Origin of the sequence: Glycomyces rhizosphaerae (assembly GCF_042647865.1) — a bacterium.
Lineage (GTDB): Bacteria > Actinomycetota > Actinomycetes > Mycobacteriales > Micromonosporaceae > Glycomyces > Glycomyces rhizosphaerae.
The window spans coordinates 43,950-68,359 of record NZ_JBHRWO010000013.1 but is presented as its reverse complement, the minus strand read 5'-3'; the positions used below and the strand labels follow the sequence as shown (position 1 = coordinate 68,359).

Annotated in this window: 20 protein-coding genes; 13 read left to right on the top strand and 7 right to left on the bottom strand. The window is 70.1% G+C overall.

Going from position 1 to position 24,410, the window contains the following annotated elements; all coding sequences use genetic code 11:
• Positions 1-26 precede the first annotated feature (26 nt).
• Positions 27-965 (bottom strand): LysR family transcriptional regulator, encoded by a 939-nt coding sequence (locus ACFO8M_RS16625; protein ID WP_387977584.1) that lies wholly within the window; start codon positions 963-965, stop codon positions 27-29.
• A 492-nt stretch (positions 966-1,457) separates the two neighbouring features.
• Here ACFO8M_RS16625 and ACFO8M_RS16620 point away from each other — a divergent pair, with 492 nt between their 5' ends.
• From ACFO8M_RS16620 to ACFO8M_RS16605, 4 genes are read left to right on the top strand one after another with little or no spacing between them, the layout of a single operon-like run.
• Complete coding sequence (locus tag ACFO8M_RS16620) at positions 1,458-1,832, top strand: hypothetical protein (RefSeq protein ID WP_387977582.1); 375 nt, start codon at positions 1,458-1,460, stop codon at positions 1,830-1,832.
• 26 nt (positions 1,833-1,858) lie between these two features.
• A complete protein-coding gene (locus tag ACFO8M_RS16615; protein ID WP_387977580.1) occupies positions 1,859-2,506 on the top strand; it encodes a response regulator in 648 nt (215 codons plus the stop codon).
• Position 2,507: 1 nt separating this feature from the next.
• Positions 2,508-3,119 (top strand): IMPACT family protein, encoded by a 612-nt coding sequence (locus ACFO8M_RS16610; RefSeq protein ID WP_387977578.1) that lies wholly within the window; start codon positions 2,508-2,510, stop codon positions 3,117-3,119.
• 10 nt (positions 3,120-3,129) lie between these two features.
• On the top strand, positions 3,130-4,104 hold the full coding sequence (locus ACFO8M_RS16605) for a glycoside hydrolase family 43 protein (RefSeq protein WP_387977576.1): 975 nt from the start codon (positions 3,130-3,132) through the stop codon (positions 4,102-4,104).
• On the opposite strand, the gene arfB is transcribed toward ACFO8M_RS16605, so the two are convergent.
• The 4 genes from arfB to ACFO8M_RS16585 form a co-directional block, all read right to left on the bottom strand.
• Entirely contained in the window at positions 4,101-4,520 is a 420-nt protein-coding gene (gene arfB, locus ACFO8M_RS16600) for an alternative ribosome rescue aminoacyl-tRNA hydrolase ArfB (RefSeq protein WP_387977574.1), read from the bottom strand. The two genes, ACFO8M_RS16605 and arfB, sit on opposite strands and share 4 nt — an antisense overlap.
• Positions 4,521-4,529: 9 nt before the next feature.
• Positions 4,530-5,573 carry an aminoglycoside phosphotransferase gene (locus ACFO8M_RS16595; RefSeq protein WP_387977573.1) on the bottom strand — a complete coding sequence of 348 codons (1,044 nt, stop codon included), beginning with the start codon at positions 5,571-5,573 and terminating at the stop codon, positions 4,530-4,532.
• Between the two features lie 1,189 nt (positions 5,574-6,762).
• Positions 6,763-9,255: a DEAD/DEAH box helicase gene (locus ACFO8M_RS16590; RefSeq protein ID WP_387977571.1), complete on the bottom strand. Its 2,493-nt coding sequence runs from the start codon at positions 9,253-9,255 to the stop codon at positions 6,763-6,765.
• 38 nt (positions 9,256-9,293) lie between these two features.
• Positions 9,294-10,091, bottom strand: coding sequence for an exodeoxyribonuclease III (locus tag ACFO8M_RS16585; RefSeq protein ID WP_387977569.1), 798 nt, complete (start codon positions 10,089-10,091; stop codon positions 9,294-9,296).
• Positions 10,092-10,204: 113 nt separating this feature from the next.
• Here ACFO8M_RS16585 and ACFO8M_RS16580 point away from each other — a divergent pair, with 113 nt between their 5' ends.
• The 5 genes from ACFO8M_RS16580 (at position 10,205) to ACFO8M_RS16560 (ending at position 16,314) form a co-directional block, all read left to right on the top strand.
• Positions 10,205-12,481 carry a hypothetical protein gene (locus ACFO8M_RS16580; protein ID WP_387977568.1) on the top strand — a complete coding sequence of 759 codons (2,277 nt, stop codon included), beginning with the start codon at positions 10,205-10,207 and terminating at the stop codon, positions 12,479-12,481.
• Positions 12,482-12,536: 55 nt separating this feature from the next.
• A complete protein-coding gene (locus ACFO8M_RS16575; RefSeq protein WP_387977566.1) occupies positions 12,537-13,316 on the top strand; it encodes an exodeoxyribonuclease III in 780 nt (259 codons plus the stop codon).
• A gap of 59 nt (positions 13,317-13,375) precedes the next feature.
• Positions 13,376-14,338 carry a hypothetical protein gene (locus ACFO8M_RS16570; RefSeq protein ID WP_387977564.1) on the top strand — a complete coding sequence of 321 codons (963 nt, stop codon included), beginning with the start codon at positions 13,376-13,378 and terminating at the stop codon, positions 14,336-14,338.
• 12 nt (positions 14,339-14,350) lie between these two features.
• On the top strand, positions 14,351-14,983 hold the full coding sequence (locus ACFO8M_RS16565) for a maleylpyruvate isomerase N-terminal domain-containing protein (RefSeq protein WP_387977562.1): 633 nt from the start codon (positions 14,351-14,353) through the stop codon (positions 14,981-14,983).
• Between the two features lie 257 nt (positions 14,984-15,240).
• Positions 15,241-16,314: a 3-deoxy-7-phosphoheptulonate synthase gene (locus ACFO8M_RS16560; RefSeq protein WP_387977560.1), complete on the top strand. Its 1,074-nt coding sequence runs from the start codon at positions 15,241-15,243 to the stop codon at positions 16,312-16,314.
• A gap of 54 nt (positions 16,315-16,368) precedes the next feature.
• Here the strand turns inward: ACFO8M_RS16560 and arfA are convergent, their stop codons facing one another.
• Entirely contained in the window at positions 16,369-17,874 is a 1,506-nt protein-coding gene (arfA, locus tag ACFO8M_RS16555) for an arabinosylfuranosidase ArfA (protein WP_387977558.1), read from the bottom strand.
• A gap of 134 nt (positions 17,875-18,008) precedes the next feature.
• Positions 18,009-19,016, bottom strand: coding sequence for a LacI family DNA-binding transcriptional regulator (locus tag ACFO8M_RS16550; protein WP_387977652.1), 1,008 nt, complete (start codon positions 19,014-19,016; stop codon positions 18,009-18,011).
• A gap of 336 nt (positions 19,017-19,352) precedes the next feature.
• On the opposite strand from ACFO8M_RS16550, the gene ACFO8M_RS16545 reads away from it, so the two are divergent.
• Genes ACFO8M_RS16545 through ACFO8M_RS16530 form a run of 4 tightly spaced genes read left to right on the top strand, consistent with a single transcriptional unit; the run spans position 19,353 to position 24,367 of the window.
• Positions 19,353-19,718 (top strand): L-rhamnose mutarotase, encoded by a 366-nt coding sequence (locus ACFO8M_RS16545; protein WP_387977650.1) that lies wholly within the window; start codon positions 19,353-19,355, stop codon positions 19,716-19,718.
• Positions 19,711-20,880 carry an L-rhamnose isomerase gene (gene rhaI, locus ACFO8M_RS16540; protein WP_387977556.1) on the top strand — a complete coding sequence of 390 codons (1,170 nt, stop codon included), beginning with the start codon at positions 19,711-19,713 and terminating at the stop codon, positions 20,878-20,880. The genes ACFO8M_RS16545 and rhaI overlap by 8 nt, the downstream gene beginning before the upstream one ends.
• Positions 20,881-20,885: 5 nt before the next feature.
• Positions 20,886-22,910 (top strand): bifunctional aldolase/short-chain dehydrogenase, encoded by a 2,025-nt coding sequence (locus ACFO8M_RS16535; protein WP_387977555.1) that lies wholly within the window; start codon positions 20,886-20,888, stop codon positions 22,908-22,910.
• The gene (locus ACFO8M_RS16530; protein ID WP_387977553.1) at positions 22,907-24,367 is read left to right on the top strand and encodes a rhamnulokinase; all 1,461 of its coding nucleotides are present in this window, start codon (positions 22,907-22,909) and stop codon (positions 24,365-24,367) included. The genes ACFO8M_RS16535 and ACFO8M_RS16530 overlap by 4 nt, the downstream gene beginning before the upstream one ends.
• Positions 24,368-24,410: the final 43 nt, after the last annotated feature.

Genomic DNA, 24,410 nt, shown 5'->3' with positions numbered 1-24,410 from the left:
CTGGTGTAACGCGGATGTCTTGGAGCTCAGGGCTGGGCTTCGGGGAGCGGCCCGATGCCCTCGGCGGCGCGCACCTGCTCGTCGAGGAGCTCCATGACGGCGGCGACGGCCGGGCGGCGGGCGCCGCCGCGGAGGGTGACGGCCTGGAAGTGCCGGAACGGCGTGAAGGGCCCGGAGACGGGGACGCGCACGAGGTCGAGGTGGTGGGGGAGGTCGACGAGGCGGGGGATGAGCGCCACCCCCATCTGGTGGGCGACCATGACGGCGATGACGTTCCATTCGCGGGCCTCGCCGGTCACGGTGGGGCGGAATCCGGCGTTGGAGCAGGCGGTCAGGACGTGGCGGCGGTGCATGGACCCGGGCACGCCGAGGATCCACGGCTCGCGTTCCAGGTCCCGCAGGTCGACCGCTTCGGCACCGTCGCACCAGTGCCCGCCGGGCACGACGAGGTCGAACGGGTCGTTGAACACGGTCTGCGCGTCGAAGCGGATGTCCTCCGGCGGCGGGTTGTCGGGCGTGGCCTCGACGAGCGCCAGGTCGGCCTCGCCGGCGAAGAGCAGGTCGAAGCTCTCGGAGGCCTCGGCCTCGCGCAGGCGCAGCTCGAGAGCCGGGTACCGGGCGCGGGCGGCGTCGACGAGCGGCGCCAGGAGCGTCGCGATCGCAGTGGGGAAGCCGCACAGGCGCAGCATGCCGGACGGTTCGCCTTCGGTGGCCTGGAGTTCGGCCTCGGCGAGGCGCCACATGGCCTCTATGGCGTCGATGTGAGCAAGCAGTACCTGGGCCGCCGAGGAGAGCCGCACGCCGCGCCCGACCGGTTCGAGCAGCGACACGCCGAGGTCCTTGGCGAGCAACCGGATCTGCTGCGAGGCCGCGGAAGTGGACATGTGCAGGGCTTTCGCCGCACCGGAGACGGTGCCGTGGTGGGCGATCGCCCGCAGCACGTGCAGTCTCCTGAGGTCGATCACGGTGTGGCCCCAATCGCTTAAGTATTCGCTTCACGATGAGTTTCGCAAACTAGCGTCACCAAGGTGTTGTAGCCCGGACGATTGGGACCTTAACCTCGTTATTGAGCGCGAGAAACCGTGCGCGATCGTCGCCCAGGGCGGCATCGGCCGACGCTCATCCCTGATGAATCCCGAAGCCTTGTAAGGAGGACGCGGTTATGCAGTGCTGCCCGTTTTGCGGCTGGCCCGACGACGATCCAGTGACGACCGTGTCCAAGCATAGGAGTGCTACGGGCGTGACGGTGTGGACCCGGTGCATCTGCGGTTCGCTCCAGACGCGGGTCCTGCGCGGCGCCGTCATGGAGGTCTGTGCGCGGAGCAGACCGATCGGCCACCCGGCCGCCACTGCGTAACCTCCTCGGTTCTCCTCACTTCCTTTCTTTTCGCTTCCGCTCCATCGCCGGTGCGGAGCGGCTCCTTCCTGCCTGCTTCACGTCTTCTCGAGGATTCCTCATGCACGACTTCGACATCCGCATCATGTTCCAGATCATCGGCGCGCTCCTCTACATCACCAACTTCCTGCTCCTGCAGACCCACCGCATCCACGCGACGAAGCCGGCCTCGCTGCTCCTGGTGATCTCGGCCTGCTCGATCCTGTTGACCGCGGCCATCATCGGGCACGACTGGGGCCTGATCCTCCTCGAGGGCACCTGGCTGTTCCTGGTGACCACCACCTTCGCCATCCGGCAGCGGTCGGCGCGGCGCCAGGCCGTCCTGGAGCGCGAGGCGGAAGCCTCGGCCGTCATGCCGGTCCGCTCGGCCCCGGTCGTCGAGCCGGTGCACGCGCCTGTGGCGCGCGAGCTCGAACTGGCGGGTGCGGCCGCGTAAGGCCGACGGCCGGTTAGGCTCGGGGCGTGGCAATCCGAGTGCTGATCGCAGACGACCAGGAGATGGTCCGGGCAGGGTTCCGGGCCATCATCGACGCCCAGCCCGACATGGAAGTGGTGGCCGACGCCCCCGACGGGGTGATAGCGGTCTCCGAGGCGCGGCGGCTCAAGCCCGACGTGTGCCTCTTCGACATCCGCATGCCGAGGCTCGACGGACTCGAGGCGACGCGCACGCTCCTCGCGGGCGGCAACGGCACGGGCCCCCGCATCGTCGTGGTCACCACGTTCGACACCGACGAATACGTGTACGGGGCCCTGCGCTCGGGCGCGACCGGGTTCCTGCTCAAGGACTCCGGACCCACGCTCCTGGTCGAGGCGGTCCGCGCCGCCGCGAGCGGGGAGTCGCTCATCTCGCCGTCGGTCACCGTGCGCCTCCTGGAGCGGCTCACCGACCCGGTCCCCGAGGGGCCGAAGGCGACGCACGTGCTGACCGAACGCGAACTCGACGTCGTCGAACTGGTGGCGCGCGGCAAGACCAACGCAGAGATCGCCGAGACGCTCTTCGTCTCCGTCTCTACGGTGAAGACCCACCTCGAGGCCGTCAGAGCCAAACTCGGGGTCCGCAACCGCGTGGGCATCGCGGCGTGGGCCTGGGAGCACGGCGTCGTGGGCTGACATGCACACCATCGCCGTCGCCCGATCCGAGACCGAGACCGTCGTCAACCGGTCCCGGTTCATCTGCACGCTCTACCGGGTCACGACCGATGCTGAAGCGCGCGAACGCATCAGCGCCCACCGCAGGGCCAACTGGGACGCCACCCACAACTGCACCGCCTACGTCCTGGACGAGGGCCGAGCGGCCCGCTCCAACGACGACGGGGAACCGGCCGGGACCGCCGGGGTCCCGATGCTCGAAGTACTGCGCGGCCGCGACCTCACCGACGTGCTCGCGGTCGTCACCCGCCACTTCGGCGGCGTGAAACTCGGGGCGGGCGGCCTCGTGCGCGCTTACGGCGCCGCCGTCTCGGCCGCGATCGACGCGGCAGGCACGGTCGCGCTGGCGAACTGGCAGCGGCTCTCGGTGCGCGTGGACTACGGCCTGGCCGGGAGCCTCGAAGGGCTGCTGCGGCTGCGCGAGGACGTGCGCCTGGTCAACGTCGCCTTCGGCGCGGAAGTGGTCTTCGACCTCGGGTGCGCGGACGCGGAACTGCTGGTCGACTGGCTCGCGTCCCAATCGGCGGGCGCCGCCGAGGTGGAGCCTGCGGGCACGCTCCGGGTGGAGTTGTAACATCAGCATTGTGACCGATAACAAGACCACTGCGTCGAGCGCGCTCCCGAACCCCTTCATCCTCGAGCGCGCCGACCCCCAGATCACCCGGCACACCGACGGCCGCTACTACTTCACCGCCACGGTCCCGGCCTACGACCGGATCGTGCTGCGCGGCGCGGACACCCTGCTGGGGCTGCGCGACACCGAAGAGACGACCATCTGGGTCCAGCACCCCGAAGGCGCCATGGGCTCGCACATCTGGGCGCCGGAACTGCACTGGATCGACGACGCCTGGTACGTGTACTTCGCCGCCGGCGAGGCCGAGTCGGCGACCGCCGACGTCTGGCGCATCCGCATGTACGTCCTGGAGAACCGCAACCCGAACCCGCTGGTCGGGGAATGGACCGAGAAAGGCCAGATCGAGACGCCGATCGACTCGTTCTCCCTCGACGCGACCACATTCGCCCACAACGGGACCCGCTACCTGTGCTGGGCCCAGCACGACCCCGGCCTCGAAGGCTCCAACACCAGCCTGTTCCTCGGTGAACTCGCGAACCCCTGGACGCTCAAAGGCGAGCCCGTCGAGCTCTCCCGCCCCGAACTGCCCTGGGAGACCATCCGCTTCGCCGTCAACGAGGGCCCTTACGCGATCGTGCGCAACGGGAAGGTCTTCATCACCTACTCGGCCTCCGGCACCGGCGCCGAGTACTGCATGGGCCTGCTCACCGCCGACGCCGATGCCGACCTGCTCGACCCGGGCGCCTGGACCAAGCACCCCGTCCCGGTCTTCACCACCAGCGAGGCCAACGGCATCTTCGGAACCGGCCACAACGCCTTCACCGTGGACGAGGACGGAAACGACCTCCTGGTCTTCCACGCCCGCGCGTACGAGGAGATTGTCGGCGACCCGCTCGACAACCCCGACCGGCACTGCCGCGTCCAGCCGTTCGGCTGGAACGAGGACGGCACCCCCGACTTCGGGCAGCCCCTGCCCGAGAACTAGTCGTCGGTGCTGCGGCGCAGCTTCTTGACGTCCGAGCGGCGGCGTTTGTCCTCCAGACGCCGCCGTTTCGCTCCCTTCGAGGGCTTCGTGGCCCGCCGCGTGGGCGGCGGCGCGGCGATCGCCCGCCGCAGCAGCTCGGCGAGCCGCTCCATGGCGGCCTCGCGGTTGCGCAGCTGCGAGCGGAACTCGGACGCGGCGATCACGACTGCCCCGTCCACCACCCGGTCTCCCAGGCGCGCAAGCGCTCTTTCGATGAGCGCCGGCGGCAGCGTCTTCGTCCCGGCGATGTCGAACACCAGCTCCACGCGCGAGTCGGTGGTGTTGACCCCCTGCCCGCCCGGGCCCGAGGACCGCGAGAAGCGCCACCGCAGTTCACTGTCGGGGATGGCGATGGTCTCGGTGACTTGGACGGGCATGGTGGTCTCTCAGAGGTCGAGGGCGGTGCGGGCCCAGCGTACGAGCATGTCGAAGATCGGGCGGCGCCGCTGGAGCACCGCTTCGTCTTCGGCGGCATCGTAGTCGGCGCTGGCGATCGATTCGCCTGCGGCGAGGCGGGTGAGCATCGCCGGGGCGAGCCAACAGTACTTGGCGGCGCCGGTGGCGGCGATGGCTTTTCGGGTGGCGGCCTCGTCGCGGTGTCCGGCTTCGGTGAGTCCGGCGAGGTAGGCGTCGGTGAGGGCGGTCTCGGTCTCGGCGAGGCGCTCGACGGGCTGGAGGCCGTCGAAGAAGGTGTCGGCGATGAGGTTCGCGAGGTCTTCGCCGACGGCACCGCGGCCGGTGAAGGACCAGTCGAGGAGGACCGGTGCGCCACTGCGCTGGACGAGGTTCATGGGCCAGACGTCGAGGTGGCAGATGGTCTGCGGGAGGTCTTCGGCGACGGTGAAGAGGTCGGTGCGGCGCTCCCAGATCAGGCGCAGGCCCTCGCGGGTGTCCTTCTGCCAGTGGGCGGCCGCGGCCGGGTGGCCCCACGGTATGTCGGGGAAGTCGCGGCGGCCCGCGTACTGGCGCAGGAAGCGGCGCGAGTGCCAGGGCTGCTCGGGCGTGTCGCGATGCAGCGCCTGGACAGTGCCCAGGCGATGTGCGAAGTCGGCGAGCATCGGCACGGTCCAATGGCGGCCGTGGACGCCGTCGACGGCTTCGAGCCACAGCTCGCGACTGCCGTCGGGGCGCTCGCCCGCGGCGAGGAGCGCGGGCGCGCCGATCCCGGATTCCAGGCCGTATGCGGCGGCGAACCCCGAGGTGTAGGCGAGGTATTCGCGCGGCCAGTGGTTCCAGTGCCGGGGGTCGTCGGAGGCCTCCCAGTGCGCGTAGCCGTCGCCGCCTGGGGTGAGGTGCTTGAGGATCGCGTCCCCGCCGGGCCCGGAGACCCGCCAGATGCCGCCGGTGGCCTGGTTGCCGGTGTTGTGCTGGAGCGCGGCGACAGTGCGGACCGGTGCGCCGATGGGGGAGTGGAGCGGGTCGGAGAGCACCGGCCGATTCTGCCACTTGATGCACTGCGGCGCGAGGCGATAAGCGGCCGAGGAGTTCGGTGAGCCACTCGCTCGCGATGCCTTCGTTGTCCGCATAGCCGTCGCGGTTGTCGTTGCGGTCGCTGCTGCACGGACCGGGATCGGTGTCGCAGGAGCGGACATCGAAGGCGACGGCGGTGCGCAGTGGCTGCGGTGCGTGGTTCGCCGCGTTGAACACGGACCAGGAGGCCAAGGGGACCAAGGCGGTGTCGTAGTACGGCTCGAGGGCGGTGATGTCGTCGAAGTCGTCGTCGTCGACGGAAGTGCAGGCCGGAAGGACCAGCCGGTTCTCCAGCGGGTAGGCCGGGGAGCCGACGTGCGTCGGCTCTGGCCCGCTCCGGTGCTGGGCGGGGTCCTGGTACCGGTCGCTGAGGTGGAGGTCGTCGAGGCCGATGTAGACACTGGGTTCGCTCGCGCATTCCGCTGTGGTCTGCGGTTGGGAAGACCTTGAGTTCGGGCCCCACAGGCCGGTGTCGTAGGAGTTGCCGGTTTCGAGGCCGAATCCGTAGTAGTCGACCAGGGTCGGATCGGCGAAGGCGGCCGCGTCGAGGTTGGCGGTCTGGGTGATGAACAGGTGGTCGGGGCGCCATTCGCCGGTGGGTTCGCCGGGCGGTTCGTGCAGGTCGGCGCGGGAGCAGACCTGGAGGGTGGTGCTGTCCGATGAGACCGCGGCCGCGACCGTCAGGGAGGCGTTGAGACAGCCGATACCGTCCGCGGTCGTGGACTCCATGGCGATGGCGAGTCGGTGGCCGGTGCCCAGGCCGTCCTCGTAGATCTCGACCCGGACGTTCGCGACCGTCAGCGTCGGGTCCCATACCAGGTCGAGGAGCATGCCTTCGGCGCGCAGTTGCGCCGTGCGGGCCCCGGTCGGATCGGCGATGCCTTCGAAATCGCCGGGGAAGGCGGCGGCGTCGAAGGCGGTTTCGAGGTCGGCGGCGGTCCACTCGAAGCGGTCGCTCGTGGTCGGGGCCAGGCCGCGGGTGGTGTCCCAGGCGGCGGTCCAGTCGGTCACCGAGGCGGTCATGGAGAGGGCGACGGCGAGGACCGCGGTCCATCTGGCACGCACCGGTGGGCCGTTGAGGGCGTCAAATGGGAGGAGTCGGGGCATCCGGTGATGCTACCGACTCCTCGAATCCCTTGTGGCCCAAAGTTAGTCGGTGAAGTCCTCCAGGGTCATGACCACGGTGCCGGTCTCGTCTGAGGCGTCGAGGTCGACCTTGAAGGTCATGGCCCAGTCCTTGTCGCCGGCCGGGTCGTCGATGGTCTGGCGGACAGTCCAGGTCCGGCCGTCCTTGGTGATGTCGAGGAACTCGTTGCCGCGGGCGGCGCCGGCGGTGCCGATGTCGTCGTGGGCCTGGAAGTACCGCTCCAGGGCCGTGTCCCATTTGGAGACGGGCCAGCCGGTCTCCAACGCGGCCAAGGCGTCGAGGCGGTCGGCGGCGGCGAGTTCGACATGGCGGAACGCGGCGTTGCGCACCGCGATGGTGAACGCTCGCTCGTTGTCGGTGAAGGCCCTGTTGGGGCGGCCGGTGTCGAGGTTCTCGTCTTCGGCCGGGTTGGTGAGCTGCTCCCACTCGTTGATGAGCGAGGAGTCGGTCTGGCGGATCGTCTCGCCCAGCCAAGCGGTGAGGTCGTCCAACTCTGGCCCGCCGGTGTCCTCGGGCAGGGTCTGGATCAGGGCCTTGTAGGCGCTGGAGAGGTACCGCAGCAGGAGGCCTTCGCCGCGCTGGATCCCGTAGAGGCCGATGTACTCGCCGAAGCTCATGCGGCCCTCCCAGATCTCGCGGAGGATCGACTTGGGCTCGAGCTGGTAGTCCGCGGCCCACGGGTGGCTGGTCCGGTAGGCGCTGAACGCCTCTTCGAGGAGCTCGGCGAGCGGCTTCGGGTAGTCCACTTCGGTGTCTTCGAGCTGGTTCATGCGGTCGTAGTAGTCGAGGCCGTCGGCCTTCATCGCCTCGATCGCCGCGCCCTTGGCCTTACTGCGCTGGGCGGCGAGGATCTGGCCGGGGCCCTCGAGGGTCGACTCGACGATGGAGACGACGTCCATCGGGTAGTCGTCCGACTCGGTGTCCAGCAGTTCCAACGCCGCCAACGCGAACGGGGCCAAGGGCTGGTTGAGCGCGAAGTGGTCGGGCATGTCGACGGTGAGCTTGACCTTGCCGCCGTCGATGACGATGATCCCCGCCTCGCGGAGGGTGCGGGCGATGGTGAGCGCGGTGCGCGCCATCTTCAGCTGCGTGGCCCGGTCGGCGTGGGAGTCCTCGATCAGCGTGCGCACGTGCTCGAAGGTGTTGCCGGGCCGGGCGAGCAGGTTGATGAGCATGGCGTGGGTCATGCGCATCCGCGACTGCAGCGGCTCCGGAGGCGCCTCGGAGAGGGACGCGAAGGTCTCGTCGGACCAGCCGACGAAGCCCTCGGGGGCCTTCTTCTTCGCCATCTTCTTGCGCTTCTTGGGGTCGAGCCCGAACTTCTGCTGGGCCTTCTCGTTCTCGATGACGTGGTCGGGGGCCTCGCAGACGACGAAGCCCTCGGTGTCGAACCCGGCCCGGCCCGCGCGTCCGGCGATCTGGTGGAACTCGCGGGAGCGCAGGCGGCGGGTGCGGCGGCCGTCGTACTTGGCGAGGCCCGTGAAGACGACGGTGCGGATGGGCACGTTGATGCCCACCCCGAGGGTGTCGGTGCCGCAGATGATCTTGAGCAGGCCCTGCTGGGCGAGGCGCTCGACCAGGCGGCGGTACTTGGGGAGCATCCCGGCGTGGTGCACGCCGATGCCGGAGCGCACGAGCCGCGCGAGGGTCTGGCCGAACTTGGTGGTGAACCGGAACCCGCCGAGCGCCGCACTGATCGCGGCCTTGGCGTCCTTGTCCACGAGGTTCAGGCTTGACAGCGCCTGGGCCGTGTCCAGGGCGGCGGCCTGCGTGAAGTGCACGAGGTACGCCGGAGCCCGGTTGTTGTTCACGAGGTTCTCGACGGTCTCGTGCAGCGGGGTCTTGCGGTACTCGTAGTGCAGCGGCACGGGCCGGGTCGCGGAGGCGATGAGCGCGGTCTCGCGGCCGGTGCGGCGGGTGAGGTCGGTCTGGAAGAACTCGGTGTCGCCGAGGGTGGCGGACATGAGCGTGAACTGGGCGCGGTGGAGTTCGAGCAGGGGCACCTGCCAGGCCCAGCCGCGGTCGGGTTCGGCGTAGAAGTGGAACTCGTCGGCCACGACCGAGTCGCAGTCGAGCGCCGCGCCTTCGCGGAGCGCGAGGTTCGCGAGGATCTCCGCGGTGCAGCAGATCAAGGGCGCGTCGGGGTTGACGGCGGCGTCGCCGGTGAGCATGCCGACGTTCTCGTGCCCGAACTGCTCGCACAGCTCGAAGAACTTCTCCGACACCAGCGCCTTGATCGGCGCGGTGTAGAAGGAGGTGCGCTGGTTCGCGAGCGCGTTGAAGTGCGCGGCGGCGGCGATGAGTGACTTGCCGGAGCCGGTGGGGGTGGCGATGATGGTGTTCTGGCCGGTGCAGATGGCCAGGAGGGCCTCTTCCTGGTGCTCGTAGAGGACGATCCCGGAGTCCTCGGCCCATTGGGCGAAGGCCGTGTAGACGTCGTCGGGTTCGGGCGTGTTCGAGTCTGGCAGGTAGTCGATGAGGCTCACGGGGTTCAATGGTGCCCGTTCACCTGGCCGGTCGGCCAGCCGGGGGGCTAAACGTCATAGGTGACGAGGACGGGGGCGTGGTCGGACCAGCGCTGGTCGTGGGCGGCGGCGCGGTCGACCCAGGCTTTGCGGGCTTTGGCGGCGAGGCCGGTGGTGGCGATGTGGAGGTCGATGCGCCAGCCGGCGTCGTTGTCGAAGGCGCGGCCGCGGTAGGACCACCAGGAGTAGGGGCCTTCGACGCCGGGGTGGAGGGCGCGGACGACGTCGACGAAGGTGCCGGTGGCGTAGAGGTCGGTGAGCCAGGCGCGTTCGTTGGGGAGGAAGCCGGCGGTCTTCTTGTTGGATTTCCAGTTCTTGAGGTCGGCTTCGGCGTGGGCGATGTTCCAGTCGCCGCAGACGAGGAGTTCGCGGCCGTCGGTTTGGGCTTTCTCGGCGGCTTCGGCGAGGTAGTCGGCGAAGACGGTCATGAAGCGTTCCTTCTCGACCTGGCGGGGGGTGTCGGTTTCGCCTGAGGGGAGGTAGAGGCTGGCGACGGTGAGGCCGGGGAGGTCGACTTCGGCGTAGCGGCCGTGGTCGTCGAATTCGGCGCCGAAGCCGATGCGGGCGGTTTCGGGTTCGGTGCGGGTGAGGACGGCGACGCCGGCGCGTCCTTTGGCGACGGTGGAGGGGGCGATGTGCCAGTGCCAGCCGCCGGCTTCGAGGACTTCGGCGGGGATCTGGGTGTGGTCGGCGCGGACTTCTTGGAGCAGCACCACGTCTGCTGTGGTCTGTTCGAGCCAGGGGACGATGCCCTTCTTGGCGGCGGCTCGGATTCCGTTGACGTTGGCGGTGGCGATGGTGCGCATCGGCCCAGCCTAACGCGGCCGTGGTGGCTCGGCTGGCCGCGGCGCGACGGGGTGTGGCGGAGGTCTGGCGGGAGGGACCTGGTGCGGTCGGGGGGACCCCATAGACTGCTGTCATGACATCGGGGGCGGGCGTGCGAGTGCCGTGGGGCGGTTCATGGGTGCGGGGGTTCGCGGCCGTGCTGGCCGTGGTCTGCGCGGCGTTGGCGCTGCCTCCTGCGGCGGTGGCGGCCGAGGAGGACGAGGTCGCCGGGATCATCGTGTTCGGTGTGCCGGGTTTGGCGTGGACGGACATTGATGCGTCGGTGACGCCGCATCTGTGGGCGATGGCGGGTTCGGGTGCGTCGGCGTCGATGAGTGTGCGCACGATCGGGTCGTGGACGTGCCCGGAGGCGGGCTGGTTGAGTCTGGGGGCCGGTGAGCGTGCCGGTGGTGCGGCGCCGCGGGATGCGCAGTGCGCGGCGCAGTCGCAGTTGCCGGCGCCGGTGGAGGACGGGTCCGGTTGGTCGGTCGGGGGTTGGGACGCGATCGTCGAGGCGAACGAGTCGTTCAACTACGGGGCGCGGCTGGGTTCGTTCGCGGATGCGGTGGCCGAGATGGCCCTCCAGCAGCAGGCGGCCGCGGTTGAGGCGGAGACTGCCGGGGAGCCGGTGGTCGAGCCTGATCCGGGTGCGTGCGTGGCTGGGATCGGTGACGGTGCGGCGCTGGCGGCGGCGGACACGGAGGGCCGGATCTCGTTCTGGGCCCCGGAACTGGCGGCGCTCGGTGATGCGATGGCGGCGTGCGATGTGGTGATCGTGGACCCGGGTGTGGTCATCGGGGACACGGCCGATGAGGCGCCTGACACGGGCACCGACTACGACCAGCTCGGTGAGGACGACATCGGTGTGGGCACCGATGAGCCTTCCGGGGAGATCGACACCGGTGAGATCGAGCCTGAGGCCGACGCGGTGCGCGCCCGTGCCGCGGCGGCGGCTGACGCCGCCGTGGGCGAGGTCGAGGCGGCGCTGCCGGAGGATTGGCGTCTGCTGGTCGCGGGTGTCGCGGATGCTTCGGCGCCGTCGGCGTTGCATCCGGTCCTGTATTCGGGTGCGGGTGTCGAGGTGGGGGAGTTGACTTCGGCGACCACGGGTCGCGACGGGTATGTGCAGTTGGTGGACCTGACGGCGACGGCGCTGGCCTCGGTCGGCGCGGAGGTGCCGGCGACGGTGGCGGGTGCGGCGGTGACGGTCCTGCCCGATGAGAACCGCACGAGCGGTGACGCGGTGGCGCAGGGCATCGACGAGACGGCCGCGTCGCAGTCGGTCATCGATGTCAGTTTCATCTTCTATTCGGTCCTGTCGGGGCTGGGGGTCATCGGTGTCGTCGCGGCCGTGTGGCTGCTGTGCGGCGATGACCGGTACCGGGGCTTGGCGCGGACGGTGTGCCTGGCGGTGGCGTCGATCCCGGTCGCGGGTGTCGCGGCCGGTATCCCGCATTGGTGGCGGGCCGACAACCCGGTCTTGGCGTTCTGGGCGCTCATCGCCGCGGGTGTCGCGGTCTTGACCGTTGCCGCTTCGGTGCCGTGGATGCGGCGGGGTGCGCGGGCGACGCTGCTGGTCGCCGGGGTCTGCGCGGCTTTGATCGCCGTCGACCAGGTGTCGGGGGCGACGTGGCCGCTGCACACGCCGATGGGGTACACGGCGCAGGCCGGGGCCCGGTTCACCGGGCTCGGGAACTACGCCTTCAGTGTGTTCGCCGCCGCGGTGATTCTGCTGGTGGCGTTCCTGCCGTGGAGGGGCCGTGCCCGCGTGTGGGGGCCGATCGCTATCGGCGTGTGCGCCGTCGTCATCGTCGGCGCCCCGACTCTCGGGCGGGACATGGGCGGGACGCTCACTCTCGTCGCCGCGGGGATCTTGTGCTGCCTGAAACTGTGGGGCCGGAAGCTTTCGCTGGGTGCGCTCGCGTTGGCGGGTGGTATCGCCCTCGGCGTGTTCGCGATCGGCGGGTTCCTGGACTACCTGCGGCCGCAGGAGGACCAGACCCACTTGGGCCGGTTCGTGGGCTCGGTCCTGGACGGCACCGCGATGAACATCCTCATCCGCAAGGCCGACGCCGCCCTGGGCACGATCGGGCGGCCGTTGACGTGGATCTCGCTGGCCGCGCTCATCGGCGCGATCATCATCTGGCGCAAGCGGGGCCCGATCCGCTCCGACCGGGTCGCGGCCGCCGCGATCGGGTTGAGCACCGTGGCCGTCCTCGGCGCGGTCGTCAACGACTCCGGCATCGCCGTCACCGGGTTCACGACCGCCCTCGGTTTCGGGCTCCTCGCGGTCGCCGTCGGACCCCGCACCGAGCGTGCTCAACCGGCCACACCGGACTCTGTGGCAACGGCTCCTACCAGCGGAAACTGACCCGCGCACCCCGGGTCCGCCGACCGCGGACCCGGCGGCGGGTATCGTGAGGCCCATGCGCGTGGCCACGTGGAACATCAACTCGCTCAAAGCCCGCCTCGAGAGGCTCCTGGCCTGGCTCGAGACCGCCGAGCCGGACGTGGTCTGCCTCCAAGAGCTCAAATGCGCCGACGCGGACGTCCCGGTCGCGGCCCTCGCCGCCGCCGGGTACGAGACCGCCGCCTGGGGCACCGGCCGCTGGAACGGCGTCGCGATCCTCTCCCGGGTCGGGATCGCGGACGTGCGCCGCGGCATCAACGACCAGCCCGTCTTCGGCGACGAGGCCGAACCGCGGGCGATCACCGCCACGTGCGGGCCCGTGCGCGTCCAATCGCTGTACATCCCCAACGGCCGTGACGTCGCCGACCCGCACTTCCCGTACAAGCTGGCGTTCCTCAAGGCCCTCGCCGCCGACGCCGAGGCCGACATCGCCGGCGACCTCCCGTTCGCCGCCCTCGGCGACTACAACATCTGCCCCACCGACGACGACGTCTGGGACATCGACGAATGGCCCGGCACCACACACGTCACCAAGGACGAACGGGACGCGCTCGCCGCCGTGGCGGCCGCGGGCCTCACCGAGGTCTACCCCCGCGCCCTCAAATACGACGTGCCGTTCACCTTCTGGGACTACCGCAACCTCGACTTCCCCAAGAACCGCGGCCTGCGCATCGACCTCGCGCTGGTCAACCCCGCCTTCAAGGCGGCGGTCACCGACGCTTACGTCGACCGGAACGAACGCAAAGGCAAAGGCGCCTCCGATCACGCCCCGCTCGTGATCGACCTCGATCTGTAAACCGGCCACCGCCCTGCCAGGGCGGCGCCCCGACCCTTCGGAAGGCCAGACCTCCACCCGTGCGCACCAAGATCCTCCCCGCTGTGCTCCTCGTCCTGCTCGTCGCGTTCTTCCCGACGCCGGCCGCGGCCGAACCCGATGAGGAGACCCTCGAAGCCGACCTCACCGCGGCCATCGAAGCCGTCGCCGACGCGCAGGACGAGGTCGACGCCGCCAACGCCCGCGCCGCCGAACTCGAGACCAAGATCGGCGAGACGCAGGCGCTGTTCGACGAACTCACGACCGACCTCAACGAGTACGCCGTCTACCTCCACACCGAGGGCGACCTGCAGACCACCAACGCGATCCTCGGCGCCGAGAACAGCAGCGACCTGGTCGACATCATGACCTACACCGGGTTCCTCGGCGACGAGCGCGCCGCGCTCATGACCGACGCCGGCGCCCTCCTCGACCAGCTCGAAGCCGAGCGGGCCGCCCACGCCGACGAGGTCGAGGCCGCGAACGCGGCCCTCGAGGAATCCGAGAAGGCCGTCGAAGACCTCGAAGAGGAACTCGAAGAGCTCCAGGCCGAGAACGCCTCCGGGCCCGGCTCCGACGGCGGCGCCCCCGCGGCCGAGGGCTACGACGGCGACGGGGGCGGCTGCACCGAGGACGACCCCACCACCTCCGGGTGCCTGACCCCGCGCACCCTCCACATGTACAACGAGACGCTCGAGGCGGGCTTCGACCACTACGTCTCCTGCTACCGCTCCGGCGGCTCCGGCGAGCACCCCCTGGGCCGCGCCTGCGACTGGGCCGCCGACGAATCCGGGTTCCAGAACGAAGACGCCACCGGCGACGACAAGACCTACGGCGACCAGCTCGCCTCCTGGTACGTCAACAACGCCGACGCGCTCGAAGTCGAATACGTCATTTGGTACAACGAGTTCTGGTCGCCCTCAAGCGGATGGAAGTCCTACACCGGAGGCAACGGCGACCCCGCCTCGGACCACACCAACCACGTCCACGTCTCCATGCGATAAGGAAACCCCGCCATGATCCGCACCCATTACCTCAGCGCCGCCCGCACCGGCCTCGCCCTGCTCGCCGACGATGCGGTCGCGAAGGCCTGGACCGAAGCGTCCGCCCTCGAGGGCTTCACCGTCGGCGGTCTCGCCACCCACCTCGCCCAGCAGATCACCTCCGTGACCGCCGCCCTCGACGCCGACTACACCGGCAAGGAGGTCATCGGCCTGTTCGAGCACTACGACGGCGCCGCCTGGCTCGCCGCGGACATCGACAACGACTACAACACCGGGATCCGCGACGGCGGCGAAACCGGTGCGCAAGCCGGACACGCGGCCGTCCTCGCCGAAGCCACCGCCGGCCTGGAGACCCTTGCGCAGCGCCTCCCCGACACGCCTCCCGGCACGGTCTCGGGCAACCCGCGCTGGTCGTACGCGACGCCGCTCGGCGCCTTCCTGCGCACCCGCGTCCTCGAACTGGTCGTCCACGCCGACGACCTCGCCGTGTCCGTCGGCATCGACACCCCCGCGTTCGACCAGGAGTCGTTCGAGATCGCGACCCGGATCCTCGCCCGCCTCGCCGCGAAACGCCACGGCCAGGCGAACCTCGTGCGCGCGCTCGCCCGCACCGAACGCGCCCCGGAGACCATCAGCGGTCTGTGACACCGCGCCCAGGGCCGTGGCCGGCCCGCGCTCGGTGTGCTACCGTTCGGCCCATGTCTACGGCAGTTCGTTGGTATCGGCGCTTTACGCCGGCTCCGGGTGGAGCCAGGCGGCGCTCGCGCTGACCGACGAACACACCCGGAGCCAGCAAGGCAGCGACACGAGTCGCTGCCTTTCGTCGTCAGGCGGGCCGGCACCGGGGGACAGACCACGAGTGGACAGGACCCGCCTCGCAACACAGATGGGAACCGCACTCGATGACCACGTCCGCCGGCCGATCACCGCAGACCAACGACCTGCGCGTCACCGCATTCCAGCCCCTCGTCGCCCCGGCAGTCCTGCGCGCCGAGCTCCCGCTCGGCCCTGACCGCGCCGCGCTCGTCGAACGCACCCGGCACGAGATCAAGGACGTCCTCGACGGCTCGGACGACCGACTCCTGGTCGTCGTCGGCCCCTGCTCCGTGCACGATGCGGCCGCCGCCAAGGACTACGCCCAACGCCTCGCCGCCGCCGCGGCCCCGCTCGGCGACGACCTGCTGGTCGTCATGCGCGTGTACTTCGAGAAGCCCCGCACCACCGTCGGCTGGAAGGGCCTCATCAACGACCCGCACCTCGACGGCACCCACGACGTCGAACTCGGCCTGCGCCTGGCCCGACGCGTGCTCCTCGACGTCCTCGACACCGGCCTGCCGGTCGGCTGCGAGTTCCTGGAACCGACCAGCCCCCAGCACATCGCCGACGCGGTCTCGTGGGGCGCGATCGGCGCGCGCACCACCGAGTCCCAGGTGCACCGCCAGCTCGCCTCGGGCCTGTCGATGCCCGTGGGCTTCAAGAACACCACCGACGGCGACCTGACCTCCGCGATCGACGGCTGCCGGGCTGCGGCCGGCGACCATGTGTTCTTCGGCGTGGACGAGGACGGGCGCGCCTCGATCGTCTCCACCTCCGGCAACCCCGACTGCCACATCATCCTGCGCGGCGGGCGGGGCGGCCCGAACTACGGGCGGGGCGACATCCGCGACGCGCTGGCGCTCCTGGCCAAGCACGACATGCCCGAGCGCCTCGTGGTCGACGCCAGCCACGCCAACTCCGGCAAGGACCACATCCGCCAGGCCGAGGTCGTGCGCGAGATCGCCGCGCGCATCGGCGCGGGGGAGCGGGGCATCGCCGGCCTGATGATCGAGAGCTTCATCGAGCCCGGCCGCCAGGAGCCCGGCCCCCTCGAGACCCTCGACTACGGCAAGTCCGTGACCGACGCGTGCGTCGGCTGGGGCGAGACCGAGGCGCTCCTGGGCGAACTCGCCGCAGCCGTCCGCCAGTCCCGCGACTGACCGACGCGAAAAGGGCCCCCAGCTCGATGCTGGGGGCCCTTTCGCGTTGCGCCGCTAAGCGATGCGGATGGTGTTCCAGCTCATCGCGGGCAGTTCGACGAAGGCGACGCCGTCCTTGAGGGTGACGTCGCCGTTCGCGACCGGGGCCACACGGGTCTGGTCGGCGAGGGTGTTCTTCGCGTTCGGGTCGGCGTCGGTCAGCGTCGAGCACGACACGTCCGCGAGGCCGCCGAGCGAACCCAGGTCGATCTCGAGCGTCATCGGCGTCTCGAGGTCGCGGTTGACCGCGAAGACGGTGTACGTGCCGTCCTCGTTCGCCACCGCCACCGAGTGGAGGGCGTCGACGCTGCCGTACTTCTCGGTCGCGAACGCCGGGGAGTCGGCGTTGACGCGCAGGACCTTGCCGCGCCCGAACTTCGAGGCGTCGGCGAACGGGAAGAACGTGGTCTGGCGCCACGCCGGCCCGCCCGGCTCGGTCATGATCGGGGCGATCACGTTGACCAGCTGCGCCAGGCACGCGGCGGTGACCCGGTCGCAGCGGCGCAGCAGCGTGATCATCAACGAGCCGAACACGACCGCGTCCATCGCCGAGTACACGTCCTCGAGCTGGCGCGGCGCGACGGCCCACGGCACGTCCCGCTCACCGGTCGGCGCGTCCTGATACCAGACGTTCCACTCGTCGAAGGAGATGTTGATCTTCTTGTCGGTCTTGAGCTTCGCGCCGACCGCGTCGGCGGTCGCGGTGACGCCGTCGATGAACAGCTCCATGTCCTGCGCACTGGCCATGAAGGACTTGAAGTCGCCGTCGCGCGGCTGGTAGTAGGCGTGGGCGGAGATGTAGTCGACCGACTCGTAGCAGTTGGCGAGCACCTCGGCCTCCCACGCGCCGAACTCCGGCATGCCCCGGCTCGAGGACCCGCACGCCACGAGGTCGAGCTCGGGGTCGATGTAGCGCATCGACCGCGCCACCTGGTCGGCCGTGCGGCCGTACTCGTGGGCGGTCTTCTGGCCGATCTGCCAGGGCCCGTCCATCTCGTTGCCCAGGCACCACAGCTTGATGCCGTAGGGCTCCTCGTCGCCGTGTGAGCGGCGCAGATCGGACCAGTACGTGCCGCCGGGGTGGTTGGCGTATTCGAGCAGGTCCAGGGCCTCCTGCAGGCCGCGGGTGCCGAGGTTCACGGCCATGTTCGGCTCGACGCCGACGGTGCGGCAGAACTTCATGAACTCGCTGAGCCCGAACTGGTTGGTCTCGGTGGTGCCCCACGCGAGGTCCAGGCGCCGCGGCCGGTCCTCCTTGGGGCCCGTGCCGTCCTCCCAGCGGTAGCCGGAGACGAAGTTCCCGCCGGGGTAGCGGACCATCGTCGGGCCCAACTCGGTGATGAGGTCGAGGACGTCCTGGCGCAGGCCGTCCTCGTTCGCGCTGGCGTGATCGGGCTCGTAGATGCCGGTGTAGACGCACCGCCCCAGGTGCTCGACGAAGGACCCGAACAGCCGCTCGGGCACGTCGGCGACGGTGAAACGCGGATCGAACTCGATGCGCGCGCTGTGGTGCTCGGGCATAATCGCCTCCCAGAAGGGTTGGTTGTCATCGCTCACCGGCAGCCCAGCGGTGTGTTACGACACCCCGCCAGGCCGGTTTCGCAGACGCTACCAGATCCGAGCTTTACCGTTACAGCAGCGGTTCGGGGCGCGCCTCAGAGCGCCTGAGCGGTCGAGGCCCGCGCGACCAGTTCCGGCTGGAACACCACGTTGCGGTGCGTGTGGCCCTCGCCCTCGCTGATCTCGTCGAACAACAGCTGCGCCGCCGTGCGGCCCAGCTGCGAGCGCGGCTGGCGGATCGAGGACAGCGGGACGGCGGCGGCCGCGGCGAAGTCGATGTCGTCGTAGCCGATGATCGCGCACTCGTGGGGGACCTTCACCCCGTGCATCGTCAACGCCTGCAACGCACCCAGTGCCACGAGGTCGTTGGCGCAGAACATCGCGGTCGGACGCTCGGCGAGGCCGAGCATCTGCTCGACCGCTTCGCGGCCCGCGGCGAAGTTGAGCCCGGCGGTCGTGAAGACCTCCAAGGCGACGCCCTGCTCCTCGCACACGTCGCGGCAGCCGGCGAGGCGGTCGGCGACCTGAGGGATGGAGGCGGGGCCGCCGACGAAGGCGATGCGGCTGTGCCCGCGGTCGGCCAGGTGCTTCGCGGCGAGGCGGCCGCCGTGGACGTCGTCGACGGCGACCGAGCAGTGCGGGTGCCGTCCGGCGCCGCGGTCGACCAGGACGAGGGGGATGTCGTGGTTCGAGAGCCGTTCGATCCACGAGGCGGAGGTGTCGTCGACCGGGGTGATGAGGAGGCCGAGGACCCGCTGCTCCTCGAGGATCTCGAGGTGGCGCCGTTCGCGGCGGACGTCTTCGCCGGAGTCGCAGACGGTGACGACGCCGCCGGCGGATTCGATGAGCGGTTCGGCGCCGCGCACGACGTCGGTGAAGAACGGGTTCGCGACGTCCAGCACGACGACCGCGACGGTGCGGGAGCGTCCGGCGCGGAGCTGGCGGGCGGAGTCGTTGCGCACGTAACCGAGGTCGGCGATCGCGGCGAGGACCCGGGAGCGGGTCTCCTCGGCGACGGCCTCGGGTCGGTTGAGCACGTTGGAGACCGTCCCGACCGACACGCCCGCGGCGCGCGCGACGTCCTTCATGCTGGTAGTGGTCATCGTCACCTCACGAAGTCTATCGGGGGCCCAGGGTAGTGCAGGGGTGCGCGGCTCCCGCGCGGGACGGATCGACGGCCGTCGCTGTCGGCCGGGGTCCTACGCTCCACCGCCGCTGCGTTTGAAACGGTTCAACGGTGAACGTGGAGCTTGAGGAGCATATACCGAACCGTGTTCGAATTTCTTGGGGCCGTGCCTTGACAACCTGAGGCGCGGGGCTTTAACTTATCGAAACCCCTTCATGAATCGATTCAAAATTGTGGCGGCAGTTCGTCGCAGCCGTCCCCGAGGAGGAACCCCTTGTCAGCCCCGACCAACGGTGTGCAAGCGCCTTCCAAGGTGCGCGTGTGCTTCACCCTCCGCGTTCGTCCCGACCGCATGGACGAGTACCGCGAACGCCACGCCGCCGTCTGGCCCGACATGCTCGCCGCGCTCGACGCGACCGGCTGGTCCAACTACTCCCTCTTCCTCGCCGAAGACGGACTCCTCGTGGGCTACCTGGAGACCGACGACTTCGACGCCGCCCGAGCCGGCATGGCCGAACACGAGGTCAACGCGCGCTGGCAGGCCGAGATGGCCCCGTTCTTCGAAGGCACCGACGGCGCCAACGCCGACGACTCCTTCAACGTCCTCACCGAAGTGTTCAACCTCGAGACCCAACTGGCCCGCGCAGCGGCCAATGGCGAAGGAGCCGGCAATGAGTGATCGCACAGCACAGGCGAAGCAGGTCCTGGCGGCCCAGAACATCGAACTGCCCTCCTGGGCGTTCGGCAACTCCGGCACCCGCTTCAAGGTCTTCGCCCAGCAGGGCGTCCCCCGCGACCCCTTCGAGAAGCTCGCCGACGCCGCCCAGGTCAACCAGTACACCGGCGCCGCCCGCTCCGTCGCCCTCCACATCCCTTGGGACAAAGTGGACGACTACGGGGCGCTCGCCGCCCACGCCGCCGGCCTCGGCGTCCAGATCGGCACCATCAACTCCAACACCTTCCAAGACGACGACTACATGCTCGGCTCCGTCTGCCACCCCGACCCGGCCGTCCGCCGCAAGGCCACCGAGCACCTCCTCGAATGCGTCGACATCATGGACGCCACCGGTTCCCGCGACTTGAAGCTCTGGTTCGCCGACGGCACCAACTACCCCGGCCAGGACTCCATCGCCGACCGCCAGGACCGCCTCGCCGAAGTCCTCACCGAGGTCTACGCCCGCCTCGGCGACCACCAGCGCCTCCTCCTCGAATACAAGCTGTTCGAGCCGTCGTTCTACACGATGGACGTCCCCGACTGGGGCACCGCGTACGCGCACTGCCTCAAGCTCGGCCCGAAAGCGCAGGTCGTGATCGACACCGGCCACCACGCGCCGGGCACGAACATCGAGTTCATCGTGGCGATCCTGCTGCGCGAGGGCAAGCTCGGCGGATTCGACTTCAACTCGCGGTTCTACGCCGACGACGACCTCATGGTCGGCTCGGCCGACCCGTTCCAGCTGTTCCGGATCATGCACGAGCTCGCGCTGCGCGGTGTGGTGGGCCCGGATTCGGGGATCGCGTACATGCTCGACCAGTGCCACAACATCGAGCCGAAGATCGCCGGGCAGATCCGCTCGGTCATGAACGTGCAGGAGGCGACGGCGAAGGCGCTGCTGGTCGACACTGACGCGCTCGCCGCCGCGCAAGCGGCCGGTGACGTGCTGGGCGCGAACGCGGTCCTGATGGACGCCTACAACACCGACGTCCGCCCGCTCCTGGTCGAACTGCGCGCCGAGCAGGGCCTGGACGCCGATCCGATGGCCGCCTATGCCGCCTCGGGGTACGCCGAGAAGATCAAGGCCGACCGGCAGGGCGGCCAGGCCGCCGGTTGGGGGGCCTGAGCCATATGGGTGCGGTACAGGATCTGATCGGCCGGTCGAACCGGCTGGGTGCGGACAAGCGGAACACGAACTTCGCCGGCGGCAACACCTCCGCCAAGGGCACCGAGGTCGACCCGGTGACGGGCGCTGACGTGGAGCTGCTGTGGGTCAAGGGCTCCGGCGGCGACCTCGGGACGCTCCGGGAATCGGGCCTGGCCGTGCTGCGGCTGGACCGGATGCGCGCCATGGTGGACACCTACCCGGGCATCGACGCCGAGGACGCGATGGTCGAACGCTTCGACTACTGCCTCCACGGCCGCGGCGGGGCCGCCCCGTCGATCGACACGGCCATGCACGGCCTGGTCGACGCGAACCACGTCGACCACCTCCACCCCGACTCCGGGATCGCTTTCGCGACCGCCGCCGACGGTCCGGCGCTCACCAAGGAATGCTTCGGCGACCGCGTCGTGTGGGTCGATTGGCGTCGCCCCGGCTTCCAGCTCGGCCTGGACATCGCCGCGATCAAGGACGCCAACCCGCAGGCCATCGGCTGCATCCTCGGCGGCCACGGCATCACCGCCTGGGGCGCCACCTCTGAAGAGTGCGAAGCGAACTCGCTGGAGATCATCAACGGCTGCGAGGCGTTCATCGCCGAGCGCGGCACCGCCGACCCGTTCGGCGCCCGCGTCGCCGAACCGCTCGACGCCGAGGCCCGCGCCGAGCGCGCGGCCGCTCTCGCGCCGGTCATCCGCGGCCTGGCCTCCACCGACCGTCGCCAAGTCGGGCACTTCACCGACGACGCGGTCGTCCTCGACTTCCTCGCCTCCGAGCGGATGAGCGAACTCGCGGCCCTGGGCACGTCCTGCCCGGACCACTTCCTGCGCACCAAGGTCCGCCCGCTGGTTCTGGAAACCCAAGCGGGACAACCGCTTGAGGAGGTGATCGCTCACCTCCGGGAGCGTCACGCCGCCTACCGCGAGGACTACCGGGCCTACTACGAGCGTTTCGCCACCGAGGATTCGCCCGCGATGCGCGGCGCGGACCCCGCGATCGTGCTCGTCCCCGGTGTCGGCATGTTCTCATTCGGGCCCGACAAGAAGACCGCGCGCGTCGCCGGCGAGTTCTATGTCAACGCCGTCAACGTGATGCGCGGCGCCGAGGCGATCTCGACCTACCAGCCGATCGATGAGTCGGAGAAGTTCCGCATCGAGTACTGGGACCTCGAAGAGGCCAAGCTCAAGCGCCTGCCGAAACCGAAGCCGCTGGCCGGGCGCGTCGCGTTCGTGACCGGCGCGGCCGGAGGCATCGGCAAGGCCACCGCCGAACGGCTCGCCGCCGAAGGCGCGTGCGTCGTGATCGCCGACCTCGACCTCGCGAAGGCCCAGGCGGCCGCGGTCGAGATCGGGAACGCCGACGTCGCCGTCGGCGTGGCCTGCAACGTGACCGACGAAGCAGCGGTCGCGGGCGCCATCGGTGCGGCCGCTCTCGCATTCGGCGGCGTGGACCTGGTCGTGAACAACGCCGGGCTCTCGCTGTCGAAGCCGCTGCTGGAGACCACCGGCGCGGACTGGGACCTCCAGCACGACGTCATGGCCAAAGGCTCGTTCCTGGTGAGCCGCGAGGCCGCCCGGACCATGATCGCCCAGGGCCTGGGCGGCGACATCGTCTACATCGCCTCCAAGAACTCGGTGTTCGCCGGTCCCAACAACATCGCCTACTCGGCGACCAAAGCCGACCAAGCCCACCAAGTGCGGCTCCTCGCCGCCGAACTGGGCGCCCACGGCATCCGCGTCAACGGCATCAACCCCGACGGCGTCGTCCGCGGCTCCGGCATCTTCGCCTCCGGCTGGGGCGCCAACCGCGCCGCCGTCTACGGCGTCGAAGAGGACAAACTCGGCGAGTACTACGCCGGGCGCACCCTCCTGAAGAAAGAGGTGCTCCCGTCCTCGGTCGCCGACGCGGTGTACGCGCTCGTCGGCCCCGACCTCGGGCTCACCACCGGCGTCCACATCCCCGTCGACTCGGGCAACCCGCAAGGATTCCTGCGGTGACGCTCCTGGCCGCCGTCGACCTCGGCGCGTCCTCCGGGCGCGTCATGGCCGCGCACGTGCGCGGGGACCGGATCGACCTCACCGAGGCCGCCCGGTTCCCCAACCGCGCCGTGCCCGTGCACGGACGCCTCCACTGGGACGTGCTCGGCCTGTGGTCGGGCATCCTCGACGGCCTCCGCGCCCTCGCCAGCGCGTCGAACGACGGTGCCGCCGCGGTCGGCGTCGACTCCTGGGCGGTCGACTACGGCCTCATCGGCCACGACGGCCACCTGCTCGCCAACCCGTTCTGCTACCGCGACCCCCGCGGCGCCGCCGCGAAATCCACAGTCCTGGAACAGATCAGCGCGGCCGACCTCTTCGCGGCCACCGGCGTCCAACCCCAGCCGTTCAACACCGTCTTCCAGTTCGCCGCCGAGACCACCAGCGCCCACCGGGCACTGCTGATCCCGGACCTCATCGGGTACTGGCTGTCCGGTGTACCGGCATGGGAGGCGACGAACGCGTCCACGACTGGGCTCATCGACCAGGGCACGGGCGACTGGTCGAGGGCGCTGGCCGACAAGCTCGGCCTCGATCTGGGTCTGCTGGGGCCGGTCACGCCCACCGGCACGGTCCTCGGTGGACTGCTGCCGGAGGTCGCGGCCCTCACCGGTCTCGACGTGTCGACGAAGGTGGTCGCGACGGCGAGCCATGACACGGCGGCGGCGGTCGCGGCCGTCCCGTACGAGGGCGAGCGGGCCGCCTATATCTCTTGCGGCACTTGGTCACTCGTGGGCGTCGAACGCGACGTCCCGATCACGGGCGTCGAAGCGTTCGCGGCCGGGTTCACGAACGAGCGGGGCGCGGACGGGTCGATCCGGTTCCTGCGCAACGTCGCCGGGCTGTGGCTGCTGAATGAGTCGGTCAGCACATGGCGGGCCGAGGGCCTCGACATCGACCTCGCCGAGCTCCTCGCCGCAGCGGGCCGGGTCGAGCGGTTGCGGGCGGTCGTCGACCCCGATGACGCGCGGTTCGCCGACCCCGGCGACATGCCCGAGCGGATCCGCGTCTGCTGTGCCGAAACCGGCCAGCCGGTTCCCGAGACCCCGGCCGAAGTGGCGGCGTGCGTGCTCGACTCGCTCGCGCTCGCCCACCGCCGTTCGATCGCCGCGCTCGAGACCCTCACTGGGGAGTCGGTCGAAACGATTCACGTCGTCGGCGGCGGCGCGAAGAACGCGCTGCTGTGCCAGTTGACCGCCGACGCGACCGGTCGCACCGTGCTGGCCGGGCCCGATGAGGCCACGGCCTTGGGCAACGCCCTCGTGCAGGCTCAGGCGCTCGGTCTCATCGCGCCAGGGCCCGAGGCGAGGCGCGCGGTCGCCCGCGCTTCGGCCGCGCCGAGGCGCTTTGAGCCGCGGGGCCCCACATCGCCTTGGGAGACCGCGGCGACGAGGCTTCCATCCGCCCGCTTCGTTTGACAAGCGGCGCAAGCCAACTCAATAAATCCCGAAGGCCCGCCCC